25 protein-coding genes and 1 tRNA gene are annotated in these 20481 nt (G+C 68.7%); 16 read left to right on the top strand and 10 right to left on the bottom strand.

Annotated features, from left to right (window positions below; all coding sequences use genetic code 11):
• Positions 1-107: 107 nt before the first annotated feature.
• From OHA64_RS18820 to OHA64_RS18810, 3 genes are all read right to left on the bottom strand, one after another.
• Entirely contained in the window at positions 108-518 is a 411-nt protein-coding gene (locus tag OHA64_RS18820) for an MmpS family transport accessory protein (protein WP_405614452.1), read from the bottom strand.
• A gap of 118 nt (positions 519-636) precedes the next feature.
• Positions 637-1227, bottom strand: a complete 591-nt coding sequence (locus tag OHA64_RS18815; protein ID WP_405614450.1) for a nicotinamidase — start codon at positions 1225-1227, stop codon at positions 637-639.
• A 139-nt stretch (positions 1228-1366) separates the two neighbouring features.
• Positions 1367-2713 carry a nicotinate phosphoribosyltransferase gene (locus OHA64_RS18810; RefSeq protein ID WP_405614448.1) on the bottom strand — a complete coding sequence of 449 codons (1347 nt, stop codon included), beginning with the start codon at positions 2711-2713 and terminating at the stop codon, positions 1367-1369.
• Positions 2714-2770: 57 nt separating this feature from the next.
• On the opposite strand from OHA64_RS18810, the gene clpS reads away from it, so the two are divergent.
• From clpS to OHA64_RS18770, 8 genes are all read left to right on the top strand, one after another.
• Entirely contained in the window at positions 2771-3088 is a 318-nt protein-coding gene (gene clpS, locus OHA64_RS18805) for an ATP-dependent Clp protease adapter ClpS (protein ID WP_405614446.1), read from the top strand.
• Positions 3089-3186: 98 nt separating this feature from the next.
• Positions 3187-3789 (top strand): DUF2017 domain-containing protein, encoded by a 603-nt coding sequence (locus OHA64_RS18800; RefSeq protein WP_405614444.1) that lies wholly within the window; start codon positions 3187-3189, stop codon positions 3787-3789.
• Between the two features lie 434 nt (positions 3790-4223).
• The gene (locus OHA64_RS18795) at positions 4224-5660 is read left to right on the top strand and encodes an amino acid permease (protein ID WP_405614442.1); all 1437 of its coding nucleotides are present in this window, start codon (positions 4224-4226) and stop codon (positions 5658-5660) included.
• Positions 5661-5789: 129 nt separating this feature from the next.
• On the top strand, positions 5790-6212 hold the full coding sequence (locus OHA64_RS18790) for a Mov34/MPN/PAD-1 family protein (protein WP_389141245.1): 423 nt from the start codon (positions 5790-5792) through the stop codon (positions 6210-6212).
• Positions 6213-6246: 34 nt separating this feature from the next.
• Complete coding sequence (locus OHA64_RS18785; protein ID WP_405614439.1) at positions 6247-7293, top strand: LacI family DNA-binding transcriptional regulator; 1047 nt, start codon at positions 6247-6249, stop codon at positions 7291-7293.
• 88 nt (positions 7294-7381) lie between these two features.
• Complete coding sequence (locus tag OHA64_RS18780; RefSeq protein WP_309474684.1) at positions 7382-7477, top strand: putative leader peptide; 96 nt, start codon at positions 7382-7384, stop codon at positions 7475-7477.
• A 152-nt stretch (positions 7478-7629) separates the two neighbouring features.
• On the top strand, positions 7630-7908 hold the full coding sequence (locus tag OHA64_RS18775; RefSeq protein ID WP_405614437.1) for a MoaD/ThiS family protein: 279 nt from the start codon (positions 7630-7632) through the stop codon (positions 7906-7908).
• A gap of 16 nt (positions 7909-7924) precedes the next feature.
• Entirely contained in the window at positions 7925-8875 is a 951-nt protein-coding gene (locus tag OHA64_RS18770; RefSeq protein ID WP_405614435.1) for a PLP-dependent cysteine synthase family protein, read from the top strand.
• Positions 8876-8915: 40 nt separating this feature from the next.
• Here OHA64_RS18770 and OHA64_RS18765 read toward each other — a convergent pair whose 3' ends face one another.
• Positions 8916-9371 carry a type II toxin-antitoxin system PemK/MazF family toxin gene (locus OHA64_RS18765; RefSeq protein ID WP_405614433.1) on the bottom strand — a complete coding sequence of 152 codons (456 nt, stop codon included), beginning with the start codon at positions 9369-9371 and terminating at the stop codon, positions 8916-8918.
• 220 nt (positions 9372-9591) lie between these two features.
• Between OHA64_RS18765 and OHA64_RS18760 the strand changes: the two genes are divergently transcribed.
• Positions 9592-10344 (top strand): MBL fold metallo-hydrolase, encoded by a 753-nt coding sequence (locus OHA64_RS18760; RefSeq protein ID WP_405614431.1) that lies wholly within the window; start codon positions 9592-9594, stop codon positions 10342-10344.
• Between the two features lie 85 nt (positions 10345-10429).
• On the opposite strand, the gene OHA64_RS18755 is transcribed toward OHA64_RS18760, so the two are convergent.
• The gene (locus tag OHA64_RS18755; protein WP_405614429.1) at positions 10430-11734 is read right to left on the bottom strand and encodes a PTS transporter subunit EIIC; all 1305 of its coding nucleotides are present in this window, start codon (positions 11732-11734) and stop codon (positions 10430-10432) included.
• A 249-nt stretch (positions 11735-11983) separates the two neighbouring features.
• Between OHA64_RS18755 and OHA64_RS18750 the strand changes: the two genes are divergently transcribed.
• The 4 genes from OHA64_RS18750 (at position 11984) to rdgB (ending at position 14276) form a co-directional block, all read left to right on the top strand.
• Positions 11984-12217, top strand: a complete 234-nt coding sequence (locus tag OHA64_RS18750; RefSeq protein WP_405614427.1) for a glucose PTS transporter subunit EIIB — start codon at positions 11984-11986, stop codon at positions 12215-12217.
• A 137-nt stretch (positions 12218-12354) separates the two neighbouring features.
• Positions 12355-13092, top strand: coding sequence for a ribonuclease PH (rph, locus tag OHA64_RS18745; protein ID WP_405614425.1), 738 nt, complete (start codon positions 12355-12357; stop codon positions 13090-13092).
• A gap of 145 nt (positions 13093-13237) precedes the next feature.
• Complete coding sequence (locus tag OHA64_RS18740; RefSeq protein ID WP_405614423.1) at positions 13238-13642, top strand: hypothetical protein; 405 nt, start codon at positions 13238-13240, stop codon at positions 13640-13642.
• A 31-nt stretch (positions 13643-13673) separates the two neighbouring features.
• Complete coding sequence (gene rdgB, locus OHA64_RS18735) at positions 13674-14276, top strand: RdgB/HAM1 family non-canonical purine NTP pyrophosphatase (protein WP_405614421.1); 603 nt, start codon at positions 13674-13676, stop codon at positions 14274-14276.
• A gap of 67 nt (positions 14277-14343) precedes the next feature.
• Here the strand turns inward: rdgB and OHA64_RS18730 are convergent.
• From OHA64_RS18730 to OHA64_RS18720, 3 genes are all read right to left on the bottom strand, one after another.
• A tRNA-Leu gene (locus OHA64_RS18730) sits at positions 14344-14418 on the bottom strand.
• Positions 14419-14425: 7 nt separating this feature from the next.
• Positions 14426-15286 (bottom strand): HNH endonuclease, encoded by an 861-nt coding sequence (locus OHA64_RS18725; RefSeq protein ID WP_405614419.1) that lies wholly within the window; start codon positions 15284-15286, stop codon positions 14426-14428.
• A complete protein-coding gene (locus OHA64_RS18720; RefSeq protein WP_405624016.1) occupies positions 15283-15780 on the bottom strand; it encodes an HNH endonuclease in 498 nt (165 codons plus the stop codon). Before OHA64_RS18720 ends, OHA64_RS18725 begins: the two co-directional genes overlap by 4 nt.
• A 278-nt stretch (positions 15781-16058) precedes the next feature.
• On the opposite strand from OHA64_RS18720, the gene OHA64_RS18715 reads away from it, so the two are divergent.
• On the top strand, positions 16059-16577 hold the full coding sequence (locus OHA64_RS18715; protein WP_405624014.1) for a GNAT family N-acetyltransferase: 519 nt from the start codon (positions 16059-16061) through the stop codon (positions 16575-16577).
• Here the strand turns inward: OHA64_RS18715 and bcp are convergent.
• Positions 16558-17025: a thioredoxin-dependent thiol peroxidase gene (bcp, locus tag OHA64_RS18710; protein ID WP_405614417.1), complete on the bottom strand. Its 468-nt coding sequence runs from the start codon at positions 17023-17025 to the stop codon at positions 16558-16560. The two genes, OHA64_RS18715 and bcp, sit on opposite strands and share 20 nt — an antisense overlap.
• Before the next feature lie 130 nt (positions 17026-17155).
• Between bcp and OHA64_RS18705 the strand changes: the two genes are divergently transcribed.
• A complete protein-coding gene (locus OHA64_RS18705; protein ID WP_405614415.1) occupies positions 17156-17485 on the top strand; it encodes a DUF3618 domain-containing protein in 330 nt (109 codons plus the stop codon).
• Between the two features lie 55 nt (positions 17486-17540).
• Positions 17541-17897 (top strand): GroES family chaperonin, encoded by a 357-nt coding sequence (locus OHA64_RS18700; RefSeq protein ID WP_405614413.1) that lies wholly within the window; start codon positions 17541-17543, stop codon positions 17895-17897.
• Positions 17898-17984: 87 nt separating this feature from the next.
• Here the strand turns inward: OHA64_RS18700 and OHA64_RS18695 are convergent, their stop codons facing one another.
• A complete protein-coding gene (locus OHA64_RS18695) occupies positions 17985-20399 on the bottom strand; it encodes a transglycosylase domain-containing protein (protein WP_405614411.1) in 2415 nt (804 codons plus the stop codon).
• Between the last annotated feature and the right edge of the window lie 82 nt (positions 20400-20481).

The following is a 20481-nucleotide window of genomic DNA, read 5'->3' as shown; positions in this document are numbered from 1 at the left end:
TACGCGGCACGCGGGCCGGAAGGCGAGAGCCCCGGAACGCGCCACGCTGCTTCTGGGTAGGCCGGCGCGCCCCCAGGCTGCGCCGACCTACCGGGGGCGTCCCGGGGTCACTCCGTGACCGGGGACTCCGCGATGCAGCCGCCGGCGGTCACCAGACCCTTGGCGCTCTGTTCCTCCAGCACCTTGCCCTTGTGGGTGATCTTGCACGCGACCTCAGCGCCTTCGGGGTCCGTGGCGACCGGCATCACCGCCGCGGGCATGATGCCGCGCAGTGTGACCGTCTTCGTCCAGGGCAGCTTGGGCTTCGACACCGACTCGATCTTCGGCTTCGCGGCCGTGCCGCCGCCGCCGTGGAAGTCGATCGAGTCGACGTTCTTCCCTGTGACCTCGTAGGTGACTTCGTACGTCTCGCTCACTGCCTTGTCGACCTGGTCGACAGTCCCGGAGCAGGAGCTGAGGCCGAGCGCGAGGCCGGTGACGGCGGCGGAGCAGACGGCGCCGCGGACGATGCGGTGCATAGGGATCCCCCCGGATCGTGAATGGTCGAATCCGCAGCCAATCGCAAAGAGAAAGTAAAGTCAACCGGATTGTAAGCCGATGAATGCGCAGGTCAGTGGGCCGGTGCGCCGTTGGTACCTAGGCCACCACGGGCTTGCCGGACAGCTCCACGCCCGCGCCCCGCATCTCCTCCAGCGCCGCCTCGGTCGTGGCCTCGGCCACTCCGGCGGTCAGATCCAGCAGCACCTGGGTACGGAAGCCCTCCCGTGCCGCGTCCAGCGCGGTGGCCCGCACGCAGTGGTCGGTCGCGATGCCGACCACGTCCACCTCGTCGACCTCCCGGGCGCGCAGCCAGTCGGCGAGCGTCACGCCGTTCTCGTCGGCGCCCTCGAACCCGCTGTACGCCGCCGCGTACGCCCCCTTGTCGAAGACGGCGTCGATCGCGCCGGAGGCCACCACGGGGGCGAAGTTGGGGTGGAAGCCGACGCCCTCGGTGCCGGCGATGCAGTGGGCGGGCCAGGAGTGGGTGTAGTCCGGGTTGTCGGCGAAGTGGCCGCCGGGCGCGATGTGGTGGTCCCGGGTGGCGACGACGTGCTGGTAACCGGAGCCGCCCGCCTGACCGATCAGCTCGGTGACGGCGGCGGCCACATCGGCCCCTCCGACCACCGCGAGGCTGCCGCCCTCGCAGAAGTCGTTCTGCACGTCTACGACGATCAAGGCGCGGCGCATGGTCGGTGTCCTTCGACTATGGGGTCGGGGAAGAGAAGGGGTGCGGGCCCGGCCGGTGAACCTCCGAGCCTACGGACTTCCGGGCCGGGGCGGGAGGGGGCGTCGCAGGGCGTGAGCGGCATGGACGGGCGCACCCGCTCTAACTACCCGAGCGCGCCTGGACATACTCCGTCGGAATGACCGGTTCCCCGCGGGACAGCTGGGTCGCCGACAGCGGCAGCCCGGCCCGGGCGGCCGCGTGCCGGTCGCGGACCACGTCGAGCGGCTCCCGGGCGACGACCTCGCCGCTCTTGACCAGCTCGACCAGAAGCTGACGGTCGGCCAGCTCACCCGGCACCGGCCCGGTGCCGACGACCTCGGTCTCCGCGACCCCGTACCGGTCCAGCCGCCGCGCCGCCCACTTGCGGCCGCCGACGGACGTCTTGCCGCCGGTGGACCTCTTCGCCACCGGCACCAGCGGGGCCTTCGGGTCGGCGGTCTCGGCGCGGGCGACCAGCTTGTAGACCATCGAGGCCGTCGGGTGCCCGGAGCCGGTCACCAGCTGGGTGCCGACGCCGTAGGCGTCCACGGGCGCCGCCGCCAGCGAGGCGATGGCGTACTCGTCCAGGTCCGAGGTCACGATGATCCGCGTCTCGGTGGCCCCCAGCTCGTCCAGCTGCTGCCGTACCCGGTGCGCGACCAGCAGCAGGTCCCCGGAGTCGATCCGCACAGCCCCCAGCTCGGGACCGGCCACCTCCACGGCCGTCCGGACGGCCTCCTCGACGTCGTACGTGTCCACGAGCAGCGTGGTGCCCCGGCCGAGCGAGTTCACCTGGGCCTGGAAGGCGTCCCGCTCCTGGTCGTGCAGCAGGGTGAAGGCGTGGGCGGAGGTGCCCACGGTGGGGATGCCGTAGCGGAAGCCGGCCGCCAGGTCCGAGGTGGTGGTGAAGCCGCCGACGTACGCGGCGCGCGAGGCGGCGACCGCGGCGAGCTCGTGGGTGCGGCGGGCCCCCATCTCGATCAGCGGGCGCTCGCCGGCGGCGGAGGACATCCGGGAGGCGGCCGCGGCGATCGCCGAGTCGTGGTTGAGGATCGACAGGATCACGGTCTCCAGCAGCACGCACTCGGCGAACGAGCCCTCGACCCGCAGGATCGGCGACCCCGGGAAGTACACCTCGCCCTCGGGATAGCCCCAGATGTCACCCGAGAAGCGGTAGGAGGCGAGCCAGTTCGATGTCGCCTCGTCGACGATGGAGTGCTCGCGCAGGAAGCCGAGGACGTCCGCGTCGAAACGGAAGTTCTCCACCGCGTCCAGGACGCGTCCGGTGCCCGCCACCACGCCGTAGCGACGCCCCTCGGGCAACCGCCGGGTGAAGCACTCGAACACGCTGCGCCGTTCGGCGGTGCCCGCCTTCAGAGCGGCCTGCAGCATGGTGAGCTCGTACTGGTCCGTGAAGAGCGCCGTCGAGGGAACGTCCACCGGCAGCCCAAGGTCCGCTGTGTTCATGCGAATGGATGCTACCCCCATTTCGTCAGTGTGACGATTTAGGAGGGCCGTGGCAGCATGGGCCATGTGACGTCACCCGCTCCCCTAGAGACCGAACGCACCGAGTCGGCGGAGGAGGTCTTCGCCGTCCCCGAGCCGGATCTCCCCTGGATCACCATCGTCCACAACGACCCGGTCAACCTCATGAGCTATGTGACCTACGTCTTCCAGACGTACTTCGGCTACTCCAAGGACAAGGCCACCAAGCTCATGCTCGACGTCCATCACAAGGGCCGGGCGGTCGTCTCCAGCGGGTCCCGCGAGGAGATGGAGCGCGACGTGCAGGCCATGCACGGCTACGGTCTGTGGGCCACGCTCCAGCAGGACCGCAAGTAGTCCGTCAGACCGACAGGCACCCCGGCGGACCGCCCACAGGCACCCCGGCGGACCGCCGAGAAGCAGCCCAGCAGACCGCCAAGCAGCGAAAAGATTCCATGCCAGGACACTTCGAACCGCTCCCCGGCGGCGGCGCGGCCGTCGCCCTCGACGACGTCGAGATCTCCATCATCCGGTCGCTGGCCGTCCAGCTCCTGGAACTCATCGGTCCCGGCCCCGCCGAGGAGGCCAGTGACGATCCGCTCGCCGAGCTGTTCGCCGAGGGCCCCAGCGAACCTCCGTCCGACCCGGTCCTCAAGCGGCTCTTCCCCGACGCCTATCGCGACCCGGAGGGCGACCCCGGGCCGAAGCGCGCCGACGAGGAACGCGAGTACTCCGCCGAGTTCCGCCGCTACACCGAGAACGACCTCAGAGCCGGCAAGCGGGAGAACGCCCTCGCGGTGATCCGCTCCCTGGACGCGCTCAGTCCGTCCGGCGAGGGCGGTGCGGTCCTCAAGCTGGCGCCCGGTGAGTCCCAGCAGTGGCTGCGTTCCCTCAACGACCTGCGGCTGGCGATCGGCTCCCGTCTGGAGATCAGTGACGAGGACGACGGCGACCTCCTCTACCACCTCCCGGACGACGACCCGCGCAAGCCGATGGTGATGGCGTATCTGTGGCTCGGAGGACTTCAGGAGACGCTCGTGACCACCCTCCTGCCGTAATCGCGGGGGAGCGAGAAGGGGTGAGAGGGAGCGAGGAGAGGCGCGGGGGAGCGCGAGTGAGTAAGAGCGAGCGCGAGGTGGGCGCTGGGCATATGCCCCATCTTGTGTAGGTTCCGTGTTCGCTCAACGGACGCTCAAATCCGGATAACGATCACATTACCGCGGCGGGCACCTATGACCCGCCGCGGTGTTCTTTGTCCAGTTCTTCTTGTGCTCTGCGTCACATGTCACGCAGGTGATCAGTGTTGCGACCGTGATAAATCTTCACGACCGCCCGGCGAACACCACCCATGTTCGTCCGGGTGCGCCACCGAGCCGGCGACCGTCGGCCAGGCACGAGCGGACTCCGCTCAGCTCCAGCAATCCGGGGGGATCGAGATCCGATCCGAGGCCGACGAGAGGCCCGGGTCGGCATGGAGAAAGGCGCACCACACATGACCTCAGCGCAGGTCGACAAGGAAAATGCCCCTAAGGAGTCGGAAGAGGGGTACGAGCGCGGGCTCGGCAGCCGTCAGGTCCAGATGATCGCGATCGGCGGCGCGATCGGCGTCGGCCTCTTCCTGGGAGCCGGGGCGAACATCGCCAAGGCCGGACCCAGCCTGATCTTCATGTACGCCCTCGCGGGCGTCATCATCTTCTTCATCATGCGGGCGCTCGGCGAGCTCCTGCTCTACCGCCCGGTCTCGGGCTCGTTCGCGGAGTACTCGCGCGAGTTCCTCGGCCCGTTCTTCGGCTACTTCACCGGCTGGACCTACTGGCTGATGTGGGTGGTCACCGGCATGGCCGAACTGACGGCCGCCGCGATCTACGTGAACTACTGGTTCCCGGACATCCCGCAGTGGGTGACGGCCCTGGTCTTCCTGGTGGTCCTGTTCGGGGTCAACCTGATCTCCGTGAAGCTCTTCGGCGAGCTGGAGTTCTGGTTCTCGATGGTCAAGGTCACCGCCCTGATCGGCATGATCGTGATCGGCCTCGGTGTCCTCACCTTCGGCTTCAGCTCCGCCGGTGACACCGCCGCCGTCTCCAACCTGTGGGCCTTCGACGGCTTCTTCCCCAAGGGCGTCGGCTCGTCCCTGATGACCCTGCAGGGCGTCATGTTCGCCTACCTGGCCGTCGAGCTGGTCGGCGTCACCGCCGGCGAGTCCGAGGACCCGGAGAAGACCCTCCCCAAGGCGATCAACACCCTGCCCTGGCGGATCGCGCTGTTCTACGTCGGCGCCCTCACCGTCATCCTGTGCGTGGTCAAGTGGACCGAGTTCGCCGACGGGGTGAGCCCCTTCGTGGAGGCCTTCGCCAAGATCGGCATCCCGGCGGGCGCGGGCATCGTGAACTTCGTGGTCCTCACCGCCGCCCTGTCCTCCTGCAACTCCGGCATGTACTCCACGGGCCGCATGCTGCGGAACCTGGCCGACAGCGGTGAGGCCCCCGCGGTCTTCAGGAAGCTGTCCTCGACCAAGACGCCGGCCTTCGCCATCATGGTCTCGGTCCTCTTCATGGGCATCGGCGTCGTCCTGAACTACGTCGTCCCGGAGAAGGCCTTCGGCTACGTCACCTCGGTGGCCACCGCGGCCGGCATCTGGACCTGGCTGATGATCCTGATCAGCCACGTCCTCTACCGCCGGGCGGTCGACGCGGGCCGCCTGCCCGCCTCCTCCTTCCCGGCGCCGGGCGGCTCCAAGTGCTCGTACGTCGCCATCGCCTTCCTGCTCTTCGTCACCGGCCTGATCGCGTACGACGCCGACGCCCGCGTCTGTCTGTACGTGATGGCGCTCTGGTTCGTGTGTCTGGGCATCGGCTGGCTGGTCCTGAAGAGCCGCAATTCGGGCGGCACCGGTCGCCGCGACGCGGAGTTCGCGAAGGTCGGCGGCTAGCGGGCCCGGACGTCCGGCCGCCGGGAGCGCTCGTGGCGCCCCCTGTGGTCGCCGCTCAGGACGTCCGCCATGTGGGCCGCCCCGTACCACCACTCGGTACGGGGCGGCCCTTTGCTTATCCTGACCAGCATGCTGACCATCACCCAGGCCCTGTTCGACCAGATCGTCGCCCACGCGCGTGAGGACCACCCCGACGAGGCGTGCGGCGTGGTCGCGGGCCCGGCGGGCTCGGGCCGCCCCGAGCGGTTCGTCCCGATGCTGAACGCGGCCCGCTCGCCCACGTTCTACGAGTTCGACTCCGGCGACCTGCTCAAGCTCTACCGGGAGCTGGACGACCGGGACGAGGAACCCGTGATCATCTACCACTCCCACACGGCCACCGAGGCGTACCCGTCCCGCACCGACATCTCCTACGCCAACGAGCCCGGCGCGCACTACGTCCTCGTCTCCACCGCCGACACCGACGAGGCCGGCCCGTTCCAGTTCCGCTCCTTCCGGATCCTGGAAGGCGAGGTGACGGAGGAGGAGGTACAGGTCGTCGAGGCATACTGATCGTCGTACGCCCCGACAACTCGCCCTATCGGAGATGGTGTTGACGCGACGCCCGAACGGACACCGCCCGACGCTCGAAGACGTCGCACGTCGCTCGGGGGTGTCGAAGTCCACGGTGTCGCGGGTGATCAACGCGGAGCCCAGGGTGCGTGCCGAGGTCATCGACCGCGTCCGGGAAGTGATCGCCGAACTCGGATACGTCCCCAACCAGGCCGCCCGCCAGCTGGTCACCCATCGCACCGGCGCGGTCGCGGTGGTGGCGACCCAGCCGGAGAACCGCCTCTTCCTCGACCCGTTCTTCGACTGCCTCCTGCGCGGCATCCGCCGGGAACTCGCCCGCCACGGCGCCCAGGCCGTCCTGCTGTTCCTGGACGAGCCCGACGACCACGCGCGCGTGGCCGACTACCTCGGCGGCGGCCATGTCGACGGCGCCCTCCTGTTCTCCCTGCGGCCCGGCGACCGACTGCCCGAGATGGTCGACCGACTCGCACTGCCCGCCGTCTTCGGCGGCCGTCCGCTGCTGCGCGACGGGGACCCCGTACGGGGCGGCCAGGCCTACGTCGACGGCGACAACCGCGGGGGAGCCCGGCAGGCCGTCCAGCACCTGGTCTCGCTCGGCCGCTCCCGCGTCGCGACCATCACCGGTCCCTACGACCAGGAGAACTCCGCCGCCGACCGGCTCGCCGGATACCGGGACGTCCTGCCGGGCGCCCCCGCGCACCTGATCGAGAAGGCCGACTACACCCAGCGGGGCGGCGCCGACGCGATGGCCGCGCTGCTGAGGCGCTGCCCCGACCTGGACGCCGTCTTCGTCGCCTCGGACCTCATGGCGTCCGGCGCGCTGCAGGCGCTGCGGGAACACGGACGCCGGGTGCCGCAGGACGTGGCCGTGGTCGGATTCGACGACCTGAGGGAGATCGCCGAGTCGACCGAACCCCCGCTGACCACCGTCCACCAGGACGTCGAGGAGATGGGCCGCCTGATGGCCCGGCTGCTGTTCGACCGCACGGAGAAACCCGACGCCCCGCCCGGTTCCTCGGTGGTCGTGCCCACCCGTCTGGTGCTCCGGGAGTCCGCGTGAGCTGTACGGTCTCACTCACCGGCCACAAAACGTCCACCATGTGAAACCGCACTCCGGGATCCGGACCGGGAATCGATACGATGAGCCCATGGTTCTTGACGACGTGAGCGAGAAGACGCCGGGCGCACTGCTCGTGGCGCGGCTGCACGTCGACCTGTGCAGGCTCGCCAGCGCCATCTGTTGACGCTGCCCCGTGCCGCCGTACGGCCGTGAGCCGGTGGGGGCACCTCCCGCGCGAGCGAGACCGTGCGTGGGGGATCCTCACCCGTACAACCCAGCTGTACCGCGCTGTCGTGCGCCCACCGACCTGACCACTTCCGACAGGAGCCCGCAACCATGGCCATCGAGGTCCGCATCCCGACCATCCTCCGCACGTACACCGACGGCCAGAAGGCGGTGGAAGGAAACGGGGACACCCTCGCCGAGCTCTTCACCGACCTCGAGACCCGGCACGCGGGCATCCAGGCCCGCATCGTGGACGGCGACCAGCTGCGCCGCTTCGTCAACGTCTACCTCAACGACGAGGACGTCCGGTTCCTGGACGGCATCACCACCAAGCTCGCCGACGGCGACAACGTGACGATCCTGCCGGCCGTGGCCGGCGGCATGGCCTAAGGCCCGCTGACCACCCATGCGTTACGACTCCCCGCTGGCCGCGGTGGGCAACACCCCCCTGGTGCTCCTGCCGCGGCTCTCGCCGTCCGCCGACGTCCGGGTCTGGGCCAAGCTGGAGGACCGCAACCCCACCGGCTCGGTCAAGGACCGGCCCGCCCTGCACATGATCGAACAGGCGGAGAAGGACGGCCGCCTGACTCCCGGCTGCACCATCCTGGAGCCCACCTCCGGCAACACCGGCATCTCCCTGGCCATGGCGGCCAAGCTCAAGGGCTACCGCATGGTGTGCGTGATGCCCGAGAACACCTCTCAGGAGCGCCGGGACCTGCTCGGCATGTGGGGCGCCGAGATCGTCCCCAGCCCCGCCGCGGGCGGCTCCAACACCGCCGTACGGGTCGCCAAGGAACTCGCCGCCGAGCATCCCGACTGGGTGATGCTCTACCAGTACGGCAACCCGGACAACGCGGGCGCCCACTACGCGACGACCGGCCCGGAGATCCTCGCCGACCTCCCGTCGATCACCCACTTCGTCGCGGGCCTCGGCACCACCGGCACCCTGATGGGCGTCGGCCGCTTCCTGCGCGAACACAAGCCGGACGTGAAGATCGTCGCCGCCGAACCGCGCTACGACGACCTCGTGTACGGCCTGCGCAACCTCGACGAGGGCTTCGTACCGGAGCTGTACGACGCCTCCGTCCTCACCACCCGCTTCTCGGTCGGCTCCGCCGACGCGGTCACCCGCACCCGCGAACTCCTCCAGCAGGAGGGCATCTTCGCGGGCGTCTCCACCGGCGCCGCCCTGCACGCGGCGATCGGCGTCGGCAGGAAGGCGCTGAAGGCGGGCGAGAGCGCGGACATCGCGTTCGTCGTCGCCGACGGCGGCTGGAAGTACCTCTCCACCGGCGTCTACACGGCGGCCACCACCGAGGCGGCCATCGAGGCCCTCCAGGGCCAGCTCTGGGCGTAGGGCCTGGTGCGAAAGCGGCCTCTGCCGTGCGACCTGCCTACTACGCGAGGTGGCGGACCTGGTCCCACAGGACCGGGTCCACCACCCCGGCGCGCCGCCGGAACTCCGACACCGGCACGACGCGCACCTCGCCCGTCTCCAGGAAACTCGCGCGCCCCCGCGCATCACCGACCGAGCCCGGCGGCAGGGGGATCACCCCGCCCCGCTCGACGCGGTACTTGCTGGTGATCTTCGCGACGGTCGCCCGGTCCCCGCGCACCGCCAGCACCAGACAGGGCCGGTCCTTGGCCCGCCCGTCACCCGCCGCCGCCTCGTACGGCACCTTCGCCCACCAGATCTCCGCCGGCCGGGGCCGGGCACCGGAGCGATTCGGAGGCCTCGGCGGGCGGGTCCCACGACCCGCGGGCCGATGGCCCCGACCCCAACCGTCGACGAGCGTGGCGACCAGCGCGAGCAGCACCACCGCCGCGAAGGCCAACCACCAGGACGTGTCCATGCCGACGACGGTACCGGCGCGCGACGACCGGCGCGCCCCCTCGTCAGCATCACGCGCCTCTGGTCCAGCCGAACCGGTGACAGCACAGGTGAGTTCGCCCACAACAGCCCTTGGCGGAGGCGCGACCGGGGGTTTTGCGCCTTACGCTCGACGGACCGCACGACCCCCGACGCCCTGTTCCCCGATCTTCTGAATTCCCGCCAGCGGAGGTTTCTGCTTTATGAAGCTCACCGTCGTCGGCTGCTCGGGGTCGTTCCCGTCCGCGGAATCGGCCTGTTCGAGCTACCTCATCGAGGCCGACGGCTTCCGGCTGCTTCTCGACATGGGCAACGGTGCCCTGGGCGAGCTGCAGCGCCACTGCGGTCTCTACGACCTCGACGCGATCTTCCTCAGCCATCTGCACGCCGACCACTGCATCGACATGTGCGCGTACTTCGTCGCGCGTTACTACCGCCACGACGGCGGCCGCTGCGATCCGATCCCCGTCTACGGACCCGAGGGCACGGAACACCGCCTCACCACGGCCTACGCGGACACCCCCACCGCCTCCTCCATGAGCGAGGTCTTCGACTTCCACACCGTCAAGCCGTCCACCTTCGACATCGGCCCGTTCACGGTCCACACGGAACGCGTGGCCCACCCGGTCGAGGCGTACGGCATCCGTGTCGAGCACGGCGGGAAGGTCCTGACGTACTCCGGCGACACCGGCATCACCCCCGCGCTGGACGAACTCGCCCGGGACGCCGACCTGTTCCTGTGCGAGGCCGCCTTCACGCACGGCAAGGAAGACATCCCCGACCTGCACCTCAACGGCCGCGAGGCGGGCGAGACGGCGACCCGGGCAGGCGCCCGGAGGCTGATACTGACCCACATCCCCCCGTGGACCGACCCCCAGGCCAACCTCGTCGACGCGCGCACGGCGTTCGACGGCCCGACGGAACTGGCGAGGCCGAGGGCGTCGTACGAGATCTAGAGACTGACGCGGCACCAGGTCCGCGACGTGACCAAGGCCCCGGAGCGCATGGCTCCGGGGCCTCTTCGTCGCTGTCAGCGGTGACTCACGCCTTCGTGAGGTCCTCGACCTCCTCCTCGGGCTCGCGGCCGGGGGTGGGGAGGTTGAACTTGATGATGGCGAAGCGGAAGAGGGTGTAGTAGACGGCGGCGAAGACCAGACCGACGGGGAGCAACAGCCAGGGCTTGGTGGAGATGCCCCAGTTGATGACGACGTCGGTCAGACCTGCCGAGAAACTGAAGCCCATGTGCATGCCCAGGGCCCACGTCACGGCCATCGACACGGCGGTGAGTATCGCGTGGATCGCGTACAGCACCGGGGCGATGAACATGAACGAGAACTCGATCGGCTCGGTGACACCGGTGACGAACGAGGTCAGCGCCAGCGAGACCATCATGCCCAGGACGGCCTTGCGGCGCTCCGGGCGGGCGGTGTGCGCGATGGCGAGGGCGGCCGCAGGCAGACCGAACATCATGATCGGGAAGAAGCCGGTCATGAACAGACCGGCGGACGGGTCACCGGCGAAGAAGCGGGGCAGGTCGCCGTGGAAGACGGTGCCGGCGGAGTTGGTGTAGTCGCCGATCTGGAACCACGCCACGGAGTTGACGAACTGGTGCATGCCGATCGGGATCAGCGCACGGTTGATCAGACCGAAGAGGGCCGCACCGAAGGAGCCGAGGCCGGTCATCCACTCACCGAAGTTGGTGATGACGTCACCGATGGGCTGCCAGCCCAGCACGACCAGGACACCCAGGAGGGTGCCGACGGCGGCCATGATGATCGGCACGAGCCGACGGCCGTTGAAGAAGCCGAGCCAGTCGACGAGCCGCTTGCGGTGGTAGCGCTGCCACAGCACGGCCGTCAGCAGACCGAGGATGATGCCGCCGAGTACACCCGGGTTCTGGAAGGACGCCGCCTGGGCGGCCTCGGTGCCCTTCTGCCAGAAGCCTCCGAAGGGGGCGACGGCCGTGTAGGTAGCGCCCTCGTGCCCCTCCTCGATCGGGAACTGGTGGATCACCGCGTAGTAGGTCAGAAAGCTGACCACCGCGGCGAGCGCCGTCGAGCCGTCGGCCTTCTTCGCGAAGCCGATGGCCACGCCTATGCAGAACAACAGGGGCAGCCCGAGGGAGCTGTCCAGAATGGCGCCGCCCGCTCCGGCGAACACCTTGGCGACGTCGGCGGGCAGGTGCAGCTTCTCCTGGACGTCTGCCTGCCCCAGCCGAAGCAGCAGACCCGCCGCCGGCAGCACGGCGATCGGGAGCTGCAGGCTGCGGCCGACCTTCTGCAGTCCCTGGAACAGACCGGAACCCCGCTTTTTCGCGGGGGCCGCCGTTGCGGTGGCGGAGCTCATACTTCCTCCATCGGTGGTGGTCTACACCATTCAGTGGTGTAGACCACGTTGTAGCACGGTGAAGGAGAGATAAGGAACCCGCGATTTCTACGTAATCCCACGTGACGAAAGAGCTACGGTGCGCTACACCTTCGGAACGTCCTCCACCCCATTCTCCGGGTAGAGCACTCATGGTTTGGCGACCGCCCGCCAGGTGGTGTAGACCAGCTACGGACGATTTCGGTGCTGTGACGTCAAGGGAGAAGGAACATGGCCAGCAAGGCTGAGAAGATCGTTGCAGGGCTCGGCGGCATCGACAACATCGAAGAGGTCGAAGGCTGCATCACCCGCCTGCGGACCGAGGTCATCGACGCCACCAAGGTCGACGAGGCCGCCCTGAAGGCCGCCGGCGCCCACGGCGTCGTCAAGATGGGCACCGCGATCCAGGTCGTCATCGGCACCGACGCCGACCCGATCGCCGCGGAGATCGAAGACCTGATGTGAAGCGCGGGAATCATCCCCGGCTTCACCCCCGACTCCCACCCCGGCCTCACTCCTGACGCCGCATCGGACGTCACCCCCTGAGGGCCCGTTCCCACCGAGGGACGGGCCCTTCCACAGGTACGACTAGGCTCAACGCCATGTCTCGAATCGACGGCCGCACCCCCGAACAACTCCGCCCGGTCACCATCGAACGCGGCTGGAGCAAGCACGCCGAGGGCTCCGTCCTCGTCTCCTTCGGCGACACGAAGGTCTTCTGCACCGCCTCCGTCACCGAAGGCGTCCCGCGCTGGCGCAAGGGCAGCGGCGAGGGCTGGGTCACCGCCGAGTACTCCATGCTGCCCCGCGCCACCAACACCCGCGGCGACCGCGAATCCGTCCGCGGCAAGATCGGCGGCCGCACCCACGAGATCAGCCGCCTCATCGGCCGCTCCCTGCGCGCGGTCATCGACTACAAGGCACTCGGCGAGAACACCATCGTCCTGGACTGCGACGTCCTCCAGGCCGACGGCGGCACCCGCACCGCCGCCATCACCGGCGCATACGTCGCCCTCGCGGACGCCGTCTCCTGGGCCCAGGGCAAGAAACTGATCAAGGCCGGCCGCCAGCCCCTCACCGGAACGGTCAGCGCGGTCTCCGTCGGCATCGTCGACTCGACCCCGCTCCTCGACCTCCGCTACGAGGAGGACGTGCGCGCCGAGACCGACATGAACGTCGTCTGCACCGGCGACGGCCGCTTCGTCGAGGTCCAGGGCACCGCCGAGGCCGAACCCTTCGCCCGCGACGAACTCAACTCCCTCCTCGATCTGGCGGTCGCCGGCTGTGCCGACCTGACGGCCCTGCAGCGCGCGGCACTTGATACGGTCCTCGAAAAGTAAAGGGACCACCAAGAAGGACGGCAGTCACGGGCAACCGCGCCGACCGTCCCCGCGTCACTACCGGTACGGGCGCACGGCACACCACCGTGCGCCCGGCCAACACGGGGGGCCCGCCGGGGGCCTGACCAACGGAGGGAACAGATCCATGGCCGCGAGCCGACGCCGCCGTAGTCGCCGTACCGCCATCGCCGCCGCCGTCGCGGCCGTCGGACTGACGGTCGGCCTCACCACCGGCTGCGACGCCGTCAGCAAGGCACTCGACTGTGTCCAGACCGCCGACGCCATCGCAGACAGCGTCACGGATCTCCAACAGGCCGTGGAGAGCGCGTCGAACGACCCGACACAGCTGGAGGAGTCGCTCGACTCCATCGACAAGAACCTCGACGAGATCGGCGACAAGACCGACAACACCGACGTCAACAAGGCGGTCGACGACCTCGGCGCCGCCGTCGGCAACGTCCGTACGGCCGTCAAGAACGGCGACGAGACCCCCGACCTCAGCCCGGTCACGGACGCGGCCGGCGAACTGACGAAGGTCTGCACGCCGTAACCCCGCCGGCGCGGCCGGGATACTGGTGGGCATGACCCGCCTGATCCTCGCCACCCGCAACGCCGGAAAGATCACCGAACTCCGGGCGATCCTCGCCGACGCAGGCCTGCCCCACGACCTCGTCGGCGCGGACGCCTACCCCGACATCCCCGACGTCAAGGAAACGGGCGTCACGTTCGCCGAGAACGCCCTGCTGAAAGCCCACGCCCTGGCCCAGGCGACCGGCCTGCCCGCCGTCGCCGACGACTCCGGCCTCTGCGTCGACGTCCTGAACGGCGCCCCCGGCATCTTCTCCGCCCGCTGGGCCGGCAAACACGGCGACGACCGCGCCAACCTGGACCTTCTCCTGGCCCAACTCTCCGACATCGCCGACGAACACCGCGGCGCCCACTTCGCCTGCGCCGCGGCGCTCGCCCTGCCGGACGGCACGGAGCGGGTGGTCGAGGGCCGACTGCGAGGCGTCCTGCGACACGCCCCCACCGGCACGAACGGCTTCGGCTACGACCCGATCCTCCAGCCCGAGGGCGAGACACGCACCTGCGCCGAACTGACCGCGGAGGAGAAGAACGCGATCAGTCATCGGGGGGAGGCGTTTCGGGGGTTGGTGCCGGTGGTTCGGGAGTTGTTGGGCTGAACACTGTGTGCCACGCACACACGCCGAAGGGCGCAGCACCGCGATGGTGCTGCGCCCCTGTTGGCGGTGGGCCCGGTGGGACTCGAACCCACGACACACCGGACCTAAACCGGCGCCCTCTGGCCAGCTGGGGTACGGACCCATCACGGTTACTTTACTGGGCCGAGTGCCTTGACTGTGCGGCGAGGCCGAGAGTGGGTCTTCGTCTGGCTGTGACAGGACGGGCAGACGTATCGCAGGTTCTCGATCCGGTTGTCCAGCCGGTCACCGTTGATGTGGTCGATCTCCAGAACGAGCTTCCTGCCCTGCCAAATTTCTCCAGTGCCGCACTCCGTGCACAAATGTGGCGTGCCGAGGTCGTCGAGGGCTCGTCTGAGCAAGACGGTCTGGGTGCGTGGGGAGCCAGGCGCGAGCTTCACCAGGATCTCGGCTGCGGACTTGCGGTTCGGAGAGGGCTTGCCACGGAAATGACCTTGCCCTGCGAAGTGGGAGGTCGACAGGTCAAAGGCTGCGATGCTGCGCCTGACCTTTGCTCGCCCGGAACCGCCAAGAGGATGGAGGCCAAGCATTCGCATCACTCCGGCCAAGCTGTGCGATTCGGCGACGGCACGTGTGATGTCTTCGCGCGGGAAGAGGGTGCCCGATTTGGCACCTCGTCTTCCGGTGAAGTGGGATGTGTCGATGCCGAACCGGTCGAGTCTTCTGCGGAGATGGCTGTACGCGCTGGCATAGGGCGGAACGCCCATGTACTCCAGCATCTCTTTGATGTTGTGGGAGTTGGCTGCGGCCTCTTGAAGTAGTTCCCTCGTGTATGAACGCGTTGAGCGCAATGGCAACGGCTCATCGATGAAGTGGGATGTGTCGATGCCGTAGTGCTGTAGCCGCTTGCCGAGATAGCAGCGAGGGCCGCTCCCCATCGGTACTCCCAGCATGCGCATCAGGTCGACCAAGCTGGTGGCCTCGGCGGCTGCCCGAGTCAGCAGGTCGAGCGTGTACCTCGGCTTGCTCATGTGTGTGTCCTCCGCTTGCGGCCTCGGTATGTGTCCGTCACCGCATGGCAGTTGGGGCAGAGTAGTCGGAGGTTCTCCGGACGGTTGTCCCACCAGTCGCCGTTGATGTGGTCGACCTCCAGTCGGAGGGGTTTGTGGTTCCACCTGGGTCCTGTGCCGCACAATGCGCAGGTCTCCGGGACCCCGCGATGGAGCAGATGCTGAAGGAGCCGACTTCCCGGGACTCGGCCGTCGTGTCGTGACCTGAGGCTCAGCAGATCGCCGAGCGAGCCCTTCGGTCTGCCCGATCGCGCCGCGAAGTGGGACGTGTCGATGCCCAGCGTCGCGATGCGGCGGCTGATGTGCGTGTGATTGCCGCCCACTGGGCTGATCCCCAGGCGGCGAACCACATCTTTGACGCTGGTAGACACGGCCACGATCTCTCGAAGCGTCTCCTCGGTGTGGCGAGCCCACCCTGTCGGGAAGTGTGAGACGTCTACGCTCGCCTCCGCCATCTTCTGACGCAGATACCGTCTGCTGCCTGGTGTGGGCGAACCTCCGCACCACCGCACGGCGTCGTCCCAGTTCGTTGTTGCCCGCGCCGCCTCTTCGAGCAACTCGCGTGTGTACCGGACCCCCATCGATCCCCTCCGATCTCGGCCACACGTTCGTGACCTGCACGGAGTAACGAACCGCTTATCGGACGGTCACCCTCGAAACGACAAGGCAGTTGATATGCTTACCGGCGAGGCCTTCCAGGTGCGGACGCTTGTCCGCTCGGGAGGCTTTTTTCATGACCGAGACCAAGGACCCAGGGCTGAACATCCGCCCGGCCACCCCCGCTGATCGCCCCGCCGTCGAACGCCTCTGGCTTCTCTTCCGGCATGACCTGTCCGCGTTCGGGGGGCAACTGCCCAACCCGGACGGGACGTTCCGCAGTGAGCGGTTGGAGGCTGCCTTCTCCGGTGACCCTGACTGGGCGCCGTATCTCTTCAGCGTCGGTGAGAATCCCGTCGGGTTCGCGTTCGTGCGGGCGCTCGGTGGGCCCGTCCGGGTGCTCAACAGCTTCTTTGTCGTGCGCGCGGTGAGGAGGACCGGGGTGGGGCTCCGGGGCATACGGGAGGTGGTCGCCCGGCATCCGGGGGACTGGGAGATTCCCTTTCAGGACGAGAACACCGGTGCCGTCCGCTTCTGGCGGCGGGTTGCGATCGAGCTCGTCGGGGAAGCGTGGACCGAGGAAGCCAGGCCGGAGCCCGAGCGGCCCGACCTGGTTCCCGACATCTGGATCTCGTTCAGATACCCAAGTCCTTGATGATCTTCGCCACGTGGCCCGTCGCGCGGACGTTGTACAGGGCCCGTTCGACCTTCCCCTCCGCGTCGACGACGATCGTGGAGCGGATGACGCCCATGTAGGTCTTGCCGTAGTTCTTCTTCTCGCCGTAGGCGGCGTAGGACTCGGTGACCGTTTTCTCGGGGTCTGCCAGCAGGGTGACCTTCAGGGACTCCTTCTCGCGGAACTTCGCCAGTTTCTCGGGCTTGTCCGGGGAGATGCCGATGACGTCGTAGCCGGCGGCGGCCAGGACGTCGAGGTTGTCGGTGAAGTCGCAGGCCTGTTTGGTGCAGCCGGGGGTCAGGGCCGCGGGGTAGAAGTAGACGATGACCTTGCGGCCCCGGTACTCCGACAGGGAGACCTCTTTGCCGTCTGCGTCGGGGAGGGTGAAGGCGGGGGCCACGTCACCGGGCTGGAGTCGCTCGCTCATCGGGCAAGCGTAACCGGGGGTCCTGGCCGTGCGACGGCGCACCGAGCTGACAGACTGTCCCGACAAGCAACTTTCCAGAACAATCAGCAGGCATCAGCAACAGGCATCAGCTGACTTCGGAGGCCTTACGGTGGCGGACACGTCGGACACCAGAACCCCGGCGCAGATCGAGGCGGACATCAGGCGCCGCCGCGAGAACCTGGCGGAGACGCTCGACGAGCTCGGGGTGCGGGTGCACCCGAAGACGATCATGGGTGACGCCAAGGCCAAGGTCGTGTCGAACATCGATCACACGCTGGGGCGGGCCTACGTCGGGGTCAACCGGGCCGTGAGTGACGTCAAGTCCCAGTTCGTGGATGAGGACGGCGCTCCTCGGCTGGAGCGGGTCGTCCCCGTCGCGCTGGTCGTCGTCGGGCTCGCCGGCCTGCTCGTCCTGGGGACGCGTCGGCGCCGGAGCTGACCGACAGCGGACCCGACGGCTTACGGGCCCGGCAAAGGCAGGTAGGTTCAGTGCCGTGAGCGCCAAGAGAAAAGAGCACAGCACCCTGAACGACAAGCTGCCCATCCGGATGCTGCACGACCGGGTCCTCGTGCGGCAGGACACCAGCGAGGGCGAGCGGCGTTCCGGTGGCGGGATTCTGATTCCGGCCACCGCGGCCGTCGGTCGTCGGCTGGCGTGGGCCGAGGTCGTGGCCGTGGGGCAGAACGTACGGACGGTGGAGCCGGGTGACCGGGTTCTGTTCGATCCGGAGGACCGGGCCGAGGTGGAGGTGCGGGGGATCGCCTATGTGCTGATGCGTGAGCGCGATCTGCACGCGGTGGCCGCCGACCGGTTCGAGGGGTCCGAGGACTCGACGGGGCTGTATCTGTAAGCAGCGGGTTCGAGAGTTCGCGAAGGTTCGAGGGGCTGGTGACCATGGTCACCAGCCCCTTTCGTCGTCCCTTCGCACACCGACGGGCTAGCCCGGGCCGGTGGTCGTGCCCTCTGTCTCACCGCCGCCGTCGTCGCCGCCGGTGTCGCCGCCCGTGCCGTCCGTCGTGCCGCCGGTGGCCGTGTCCCCGCTGGAGCCGTCCGTCGTGCCGCCGTCCGTCGTGCCGCCGTCCGTGGTGGTGTCACCGCTGGTCGGATCCCCGGTGGTCCCGGGCGTCCCGGTCGGGTCGCCGGTGGTGCCGTCCGTGGTGCCCCCGGTGTCGGTGGTGCCGCCGGTCTGGCCCTGGGTCGGGTCCTCGGGGTCCGGGCTGCCGGTGGTGCCGTCCGTGGTGCCGCCGGTGTCCTGGCCGCCCGTGGTCGGGTCCACCGGGACGTCGGTGCTCGGGGCCTGGGACTCGTCGGAGCCCGGCTGGATCTGGAGGTCGAAGTCGGTGGCCGTCTTGCCCTTGAGGGCCTCCTTGGTGAACTGCGCCCAGATCTCCGCGGGAGCCCCGCCTCCGTTGACGCGTTCCAGGCCCATCGCGCCGTACAGCGACTTGTGCGCGCCCGTCACCGGGTCCTGGCCCATGACGGAGACGACGGTGGCGAGGTCGGGGGTGTAGCCGGCGAACCAGGCCGCCGTGTCCTCCTCGGCGGTGCCGGTCTTGCCCGCGGCGGGGCGGCCGGCGGCCTGGGCGGCGGTGGCGGTGCCGTTCTCGACCACGCTCTGCAGCACGGCCGTCGTGGTGTCGGCGGCCTCGCGGCTGACAGCCTGGCTGGTCCGCTTCTCGGGCAGCGCGACGTCGCTCGTGCTGTCCTTGGTGATCTTCTCGACCATCGTGTACGTGCCGTGCCTGCCGTGGTTGGCGAGGGTGGCGTAGGCCTCCGCCATGTCGAGGACGCTCGCCCGGGCCACGCCGAGCGCGATGGAGGGGCTGGCGACCAGTTCGGGGGTGGTGGAGGGGAGGCCCAGGTCGATCGCGGTCCCCTTGACCTCGTCGGAGCCGACGTCCACGGCCATCTGCGCGTACACCGAGTTGATGGACTTGTCGGTGGCCTCTCGCACGGTGACGTTCCCGTAGGAGCCCTGGTCCTCGTTCTCCGGGTCGTACGTGCCGCCGTCCCAGCCCTGGACGGGGCGTTTGTTGGTGCCGTCGTAGATCGTGTTCGGGTTGATGACGCGGCCGTCCTGCGTCTCGGAGTGGTTCTGGACGGCGGAGGTGAACACGAACGGCTTGAAGGTGGAGCCGACCTGGAAGTCGCGGCGGGTCACGCCGTTCGTGTACTGCTTGACGAAGTCGATGCCGCCGTACATGGCGACGACCTTGCCGGTCTTGGGGTCGACGGAGGCACCGCCGGCGCGGACGTAGTTGTCGACCTTGCGGTTCTTCTTGTCGAGCTTGGAGATCACCTGGTCGTCGACGGCCTTGACGAAGGCGTCCTGCTTGCTCTTCTGCAGGGTGGTGGTGATGCGGTAGCCGCCCGCCTGGAGCTCGTCCGCGGTGACGATCTTGTTCGTGGTGAGGTACTGGTTGATCGCTTCGATGGCGTAGCCGCGTTGCCCGGACTTGCCTATGGCGACGGTCTGTTCCTTCGGCATCGGGAAGGTGAGGTCTGCCCGCTTCGACTGGGTGAGCCAGCCCTTCTTGACCATGCCGTTCAGGACGTAGTTCCAGCGGGCCTGGGCGGCCGCCTTGTTCTCGGGGTGGGCGACGACGTCGTACTCGCTGGGCGCGTTGACCAGTGCGGCGAGGTAGGCGGCCTTGGCGGGGTCCAGCTCGGTGGCGTCGATGCCGTAGTAGGCCTGGGCGGCGGCCTGGATGCCGTAGGCGTTGCGGCCGAAGTAGCTGGTGTTTAGGTAGCCCTCGAGGATCTGGTCCTTGGACTCCGTGCGGTCCAGCTTGATCGAGATGAAGAACTCCTTCACCTTGCGGGTGACGGTCTGCTCCTGGGCCAGGTAGTAGTTCTTCACGTACTGCTGGGTGATCGTGGATCCGGACTGCTTGCCCTTGCCGGTGGCGGTGTTCCAGCCGGCGCGGACCATCGCCTTGGGGTCGATCGCGGACTCGGTGTAGAAGTCGCGGTCCTCGGCGGCCAGTACGGCGTGCTGGGCTGCCTTGGAGACCTGGGAGAGGGGGATGATCTCCCGGTTGACCTCGCCGTCGCGGGCGAGCTGGCTGCCGTCCGAGTAGAGGTAGACGTTGCTCTGCTTGATGGCGAACGCGTTGGCGGACGGGATCTTGACCATCGAGTAGCCGAGGAAGAACATGCCCGTCAGCAGCAGGACGCCCAGGACGAACGTGCCGAGCACCACGCGCCAGGTCGGGATGATCCGCCGCCAGCCGGTGCGCGCCGGTCGCTTGGGCTTCTTCCCGGCCGGCCCCCCGGCCGCGGGCACTTCGGCCGTTTCCGGCTCTCTCGGTGCCGAGTCCTCGTTCGGCTGCGGCTGCGGCTCGTCGCTCATCTCGTGCACGGACTCCTGTTTCGCGTCGTACGTTCCCGTACGTCTCGTTACGCCTTGTGCGCCCCCTGCTGAAGACTCTCGC

The sequence above is a fragment of the Streptomyces sp. NBC_00076 genome (assembly GCF_045041235.1).
Classification (GTDB): domain Bacteria; phylum Actinomycetota; class Actinomycetes; order Streptomycetales; family Streptomycetaceae; genus Streptomyces.
The sequence above is the reverse complement of the archived record's forward strand: the minus strand, read 5'-3'. Positions and strand labels throughout refer to the sequence as shown.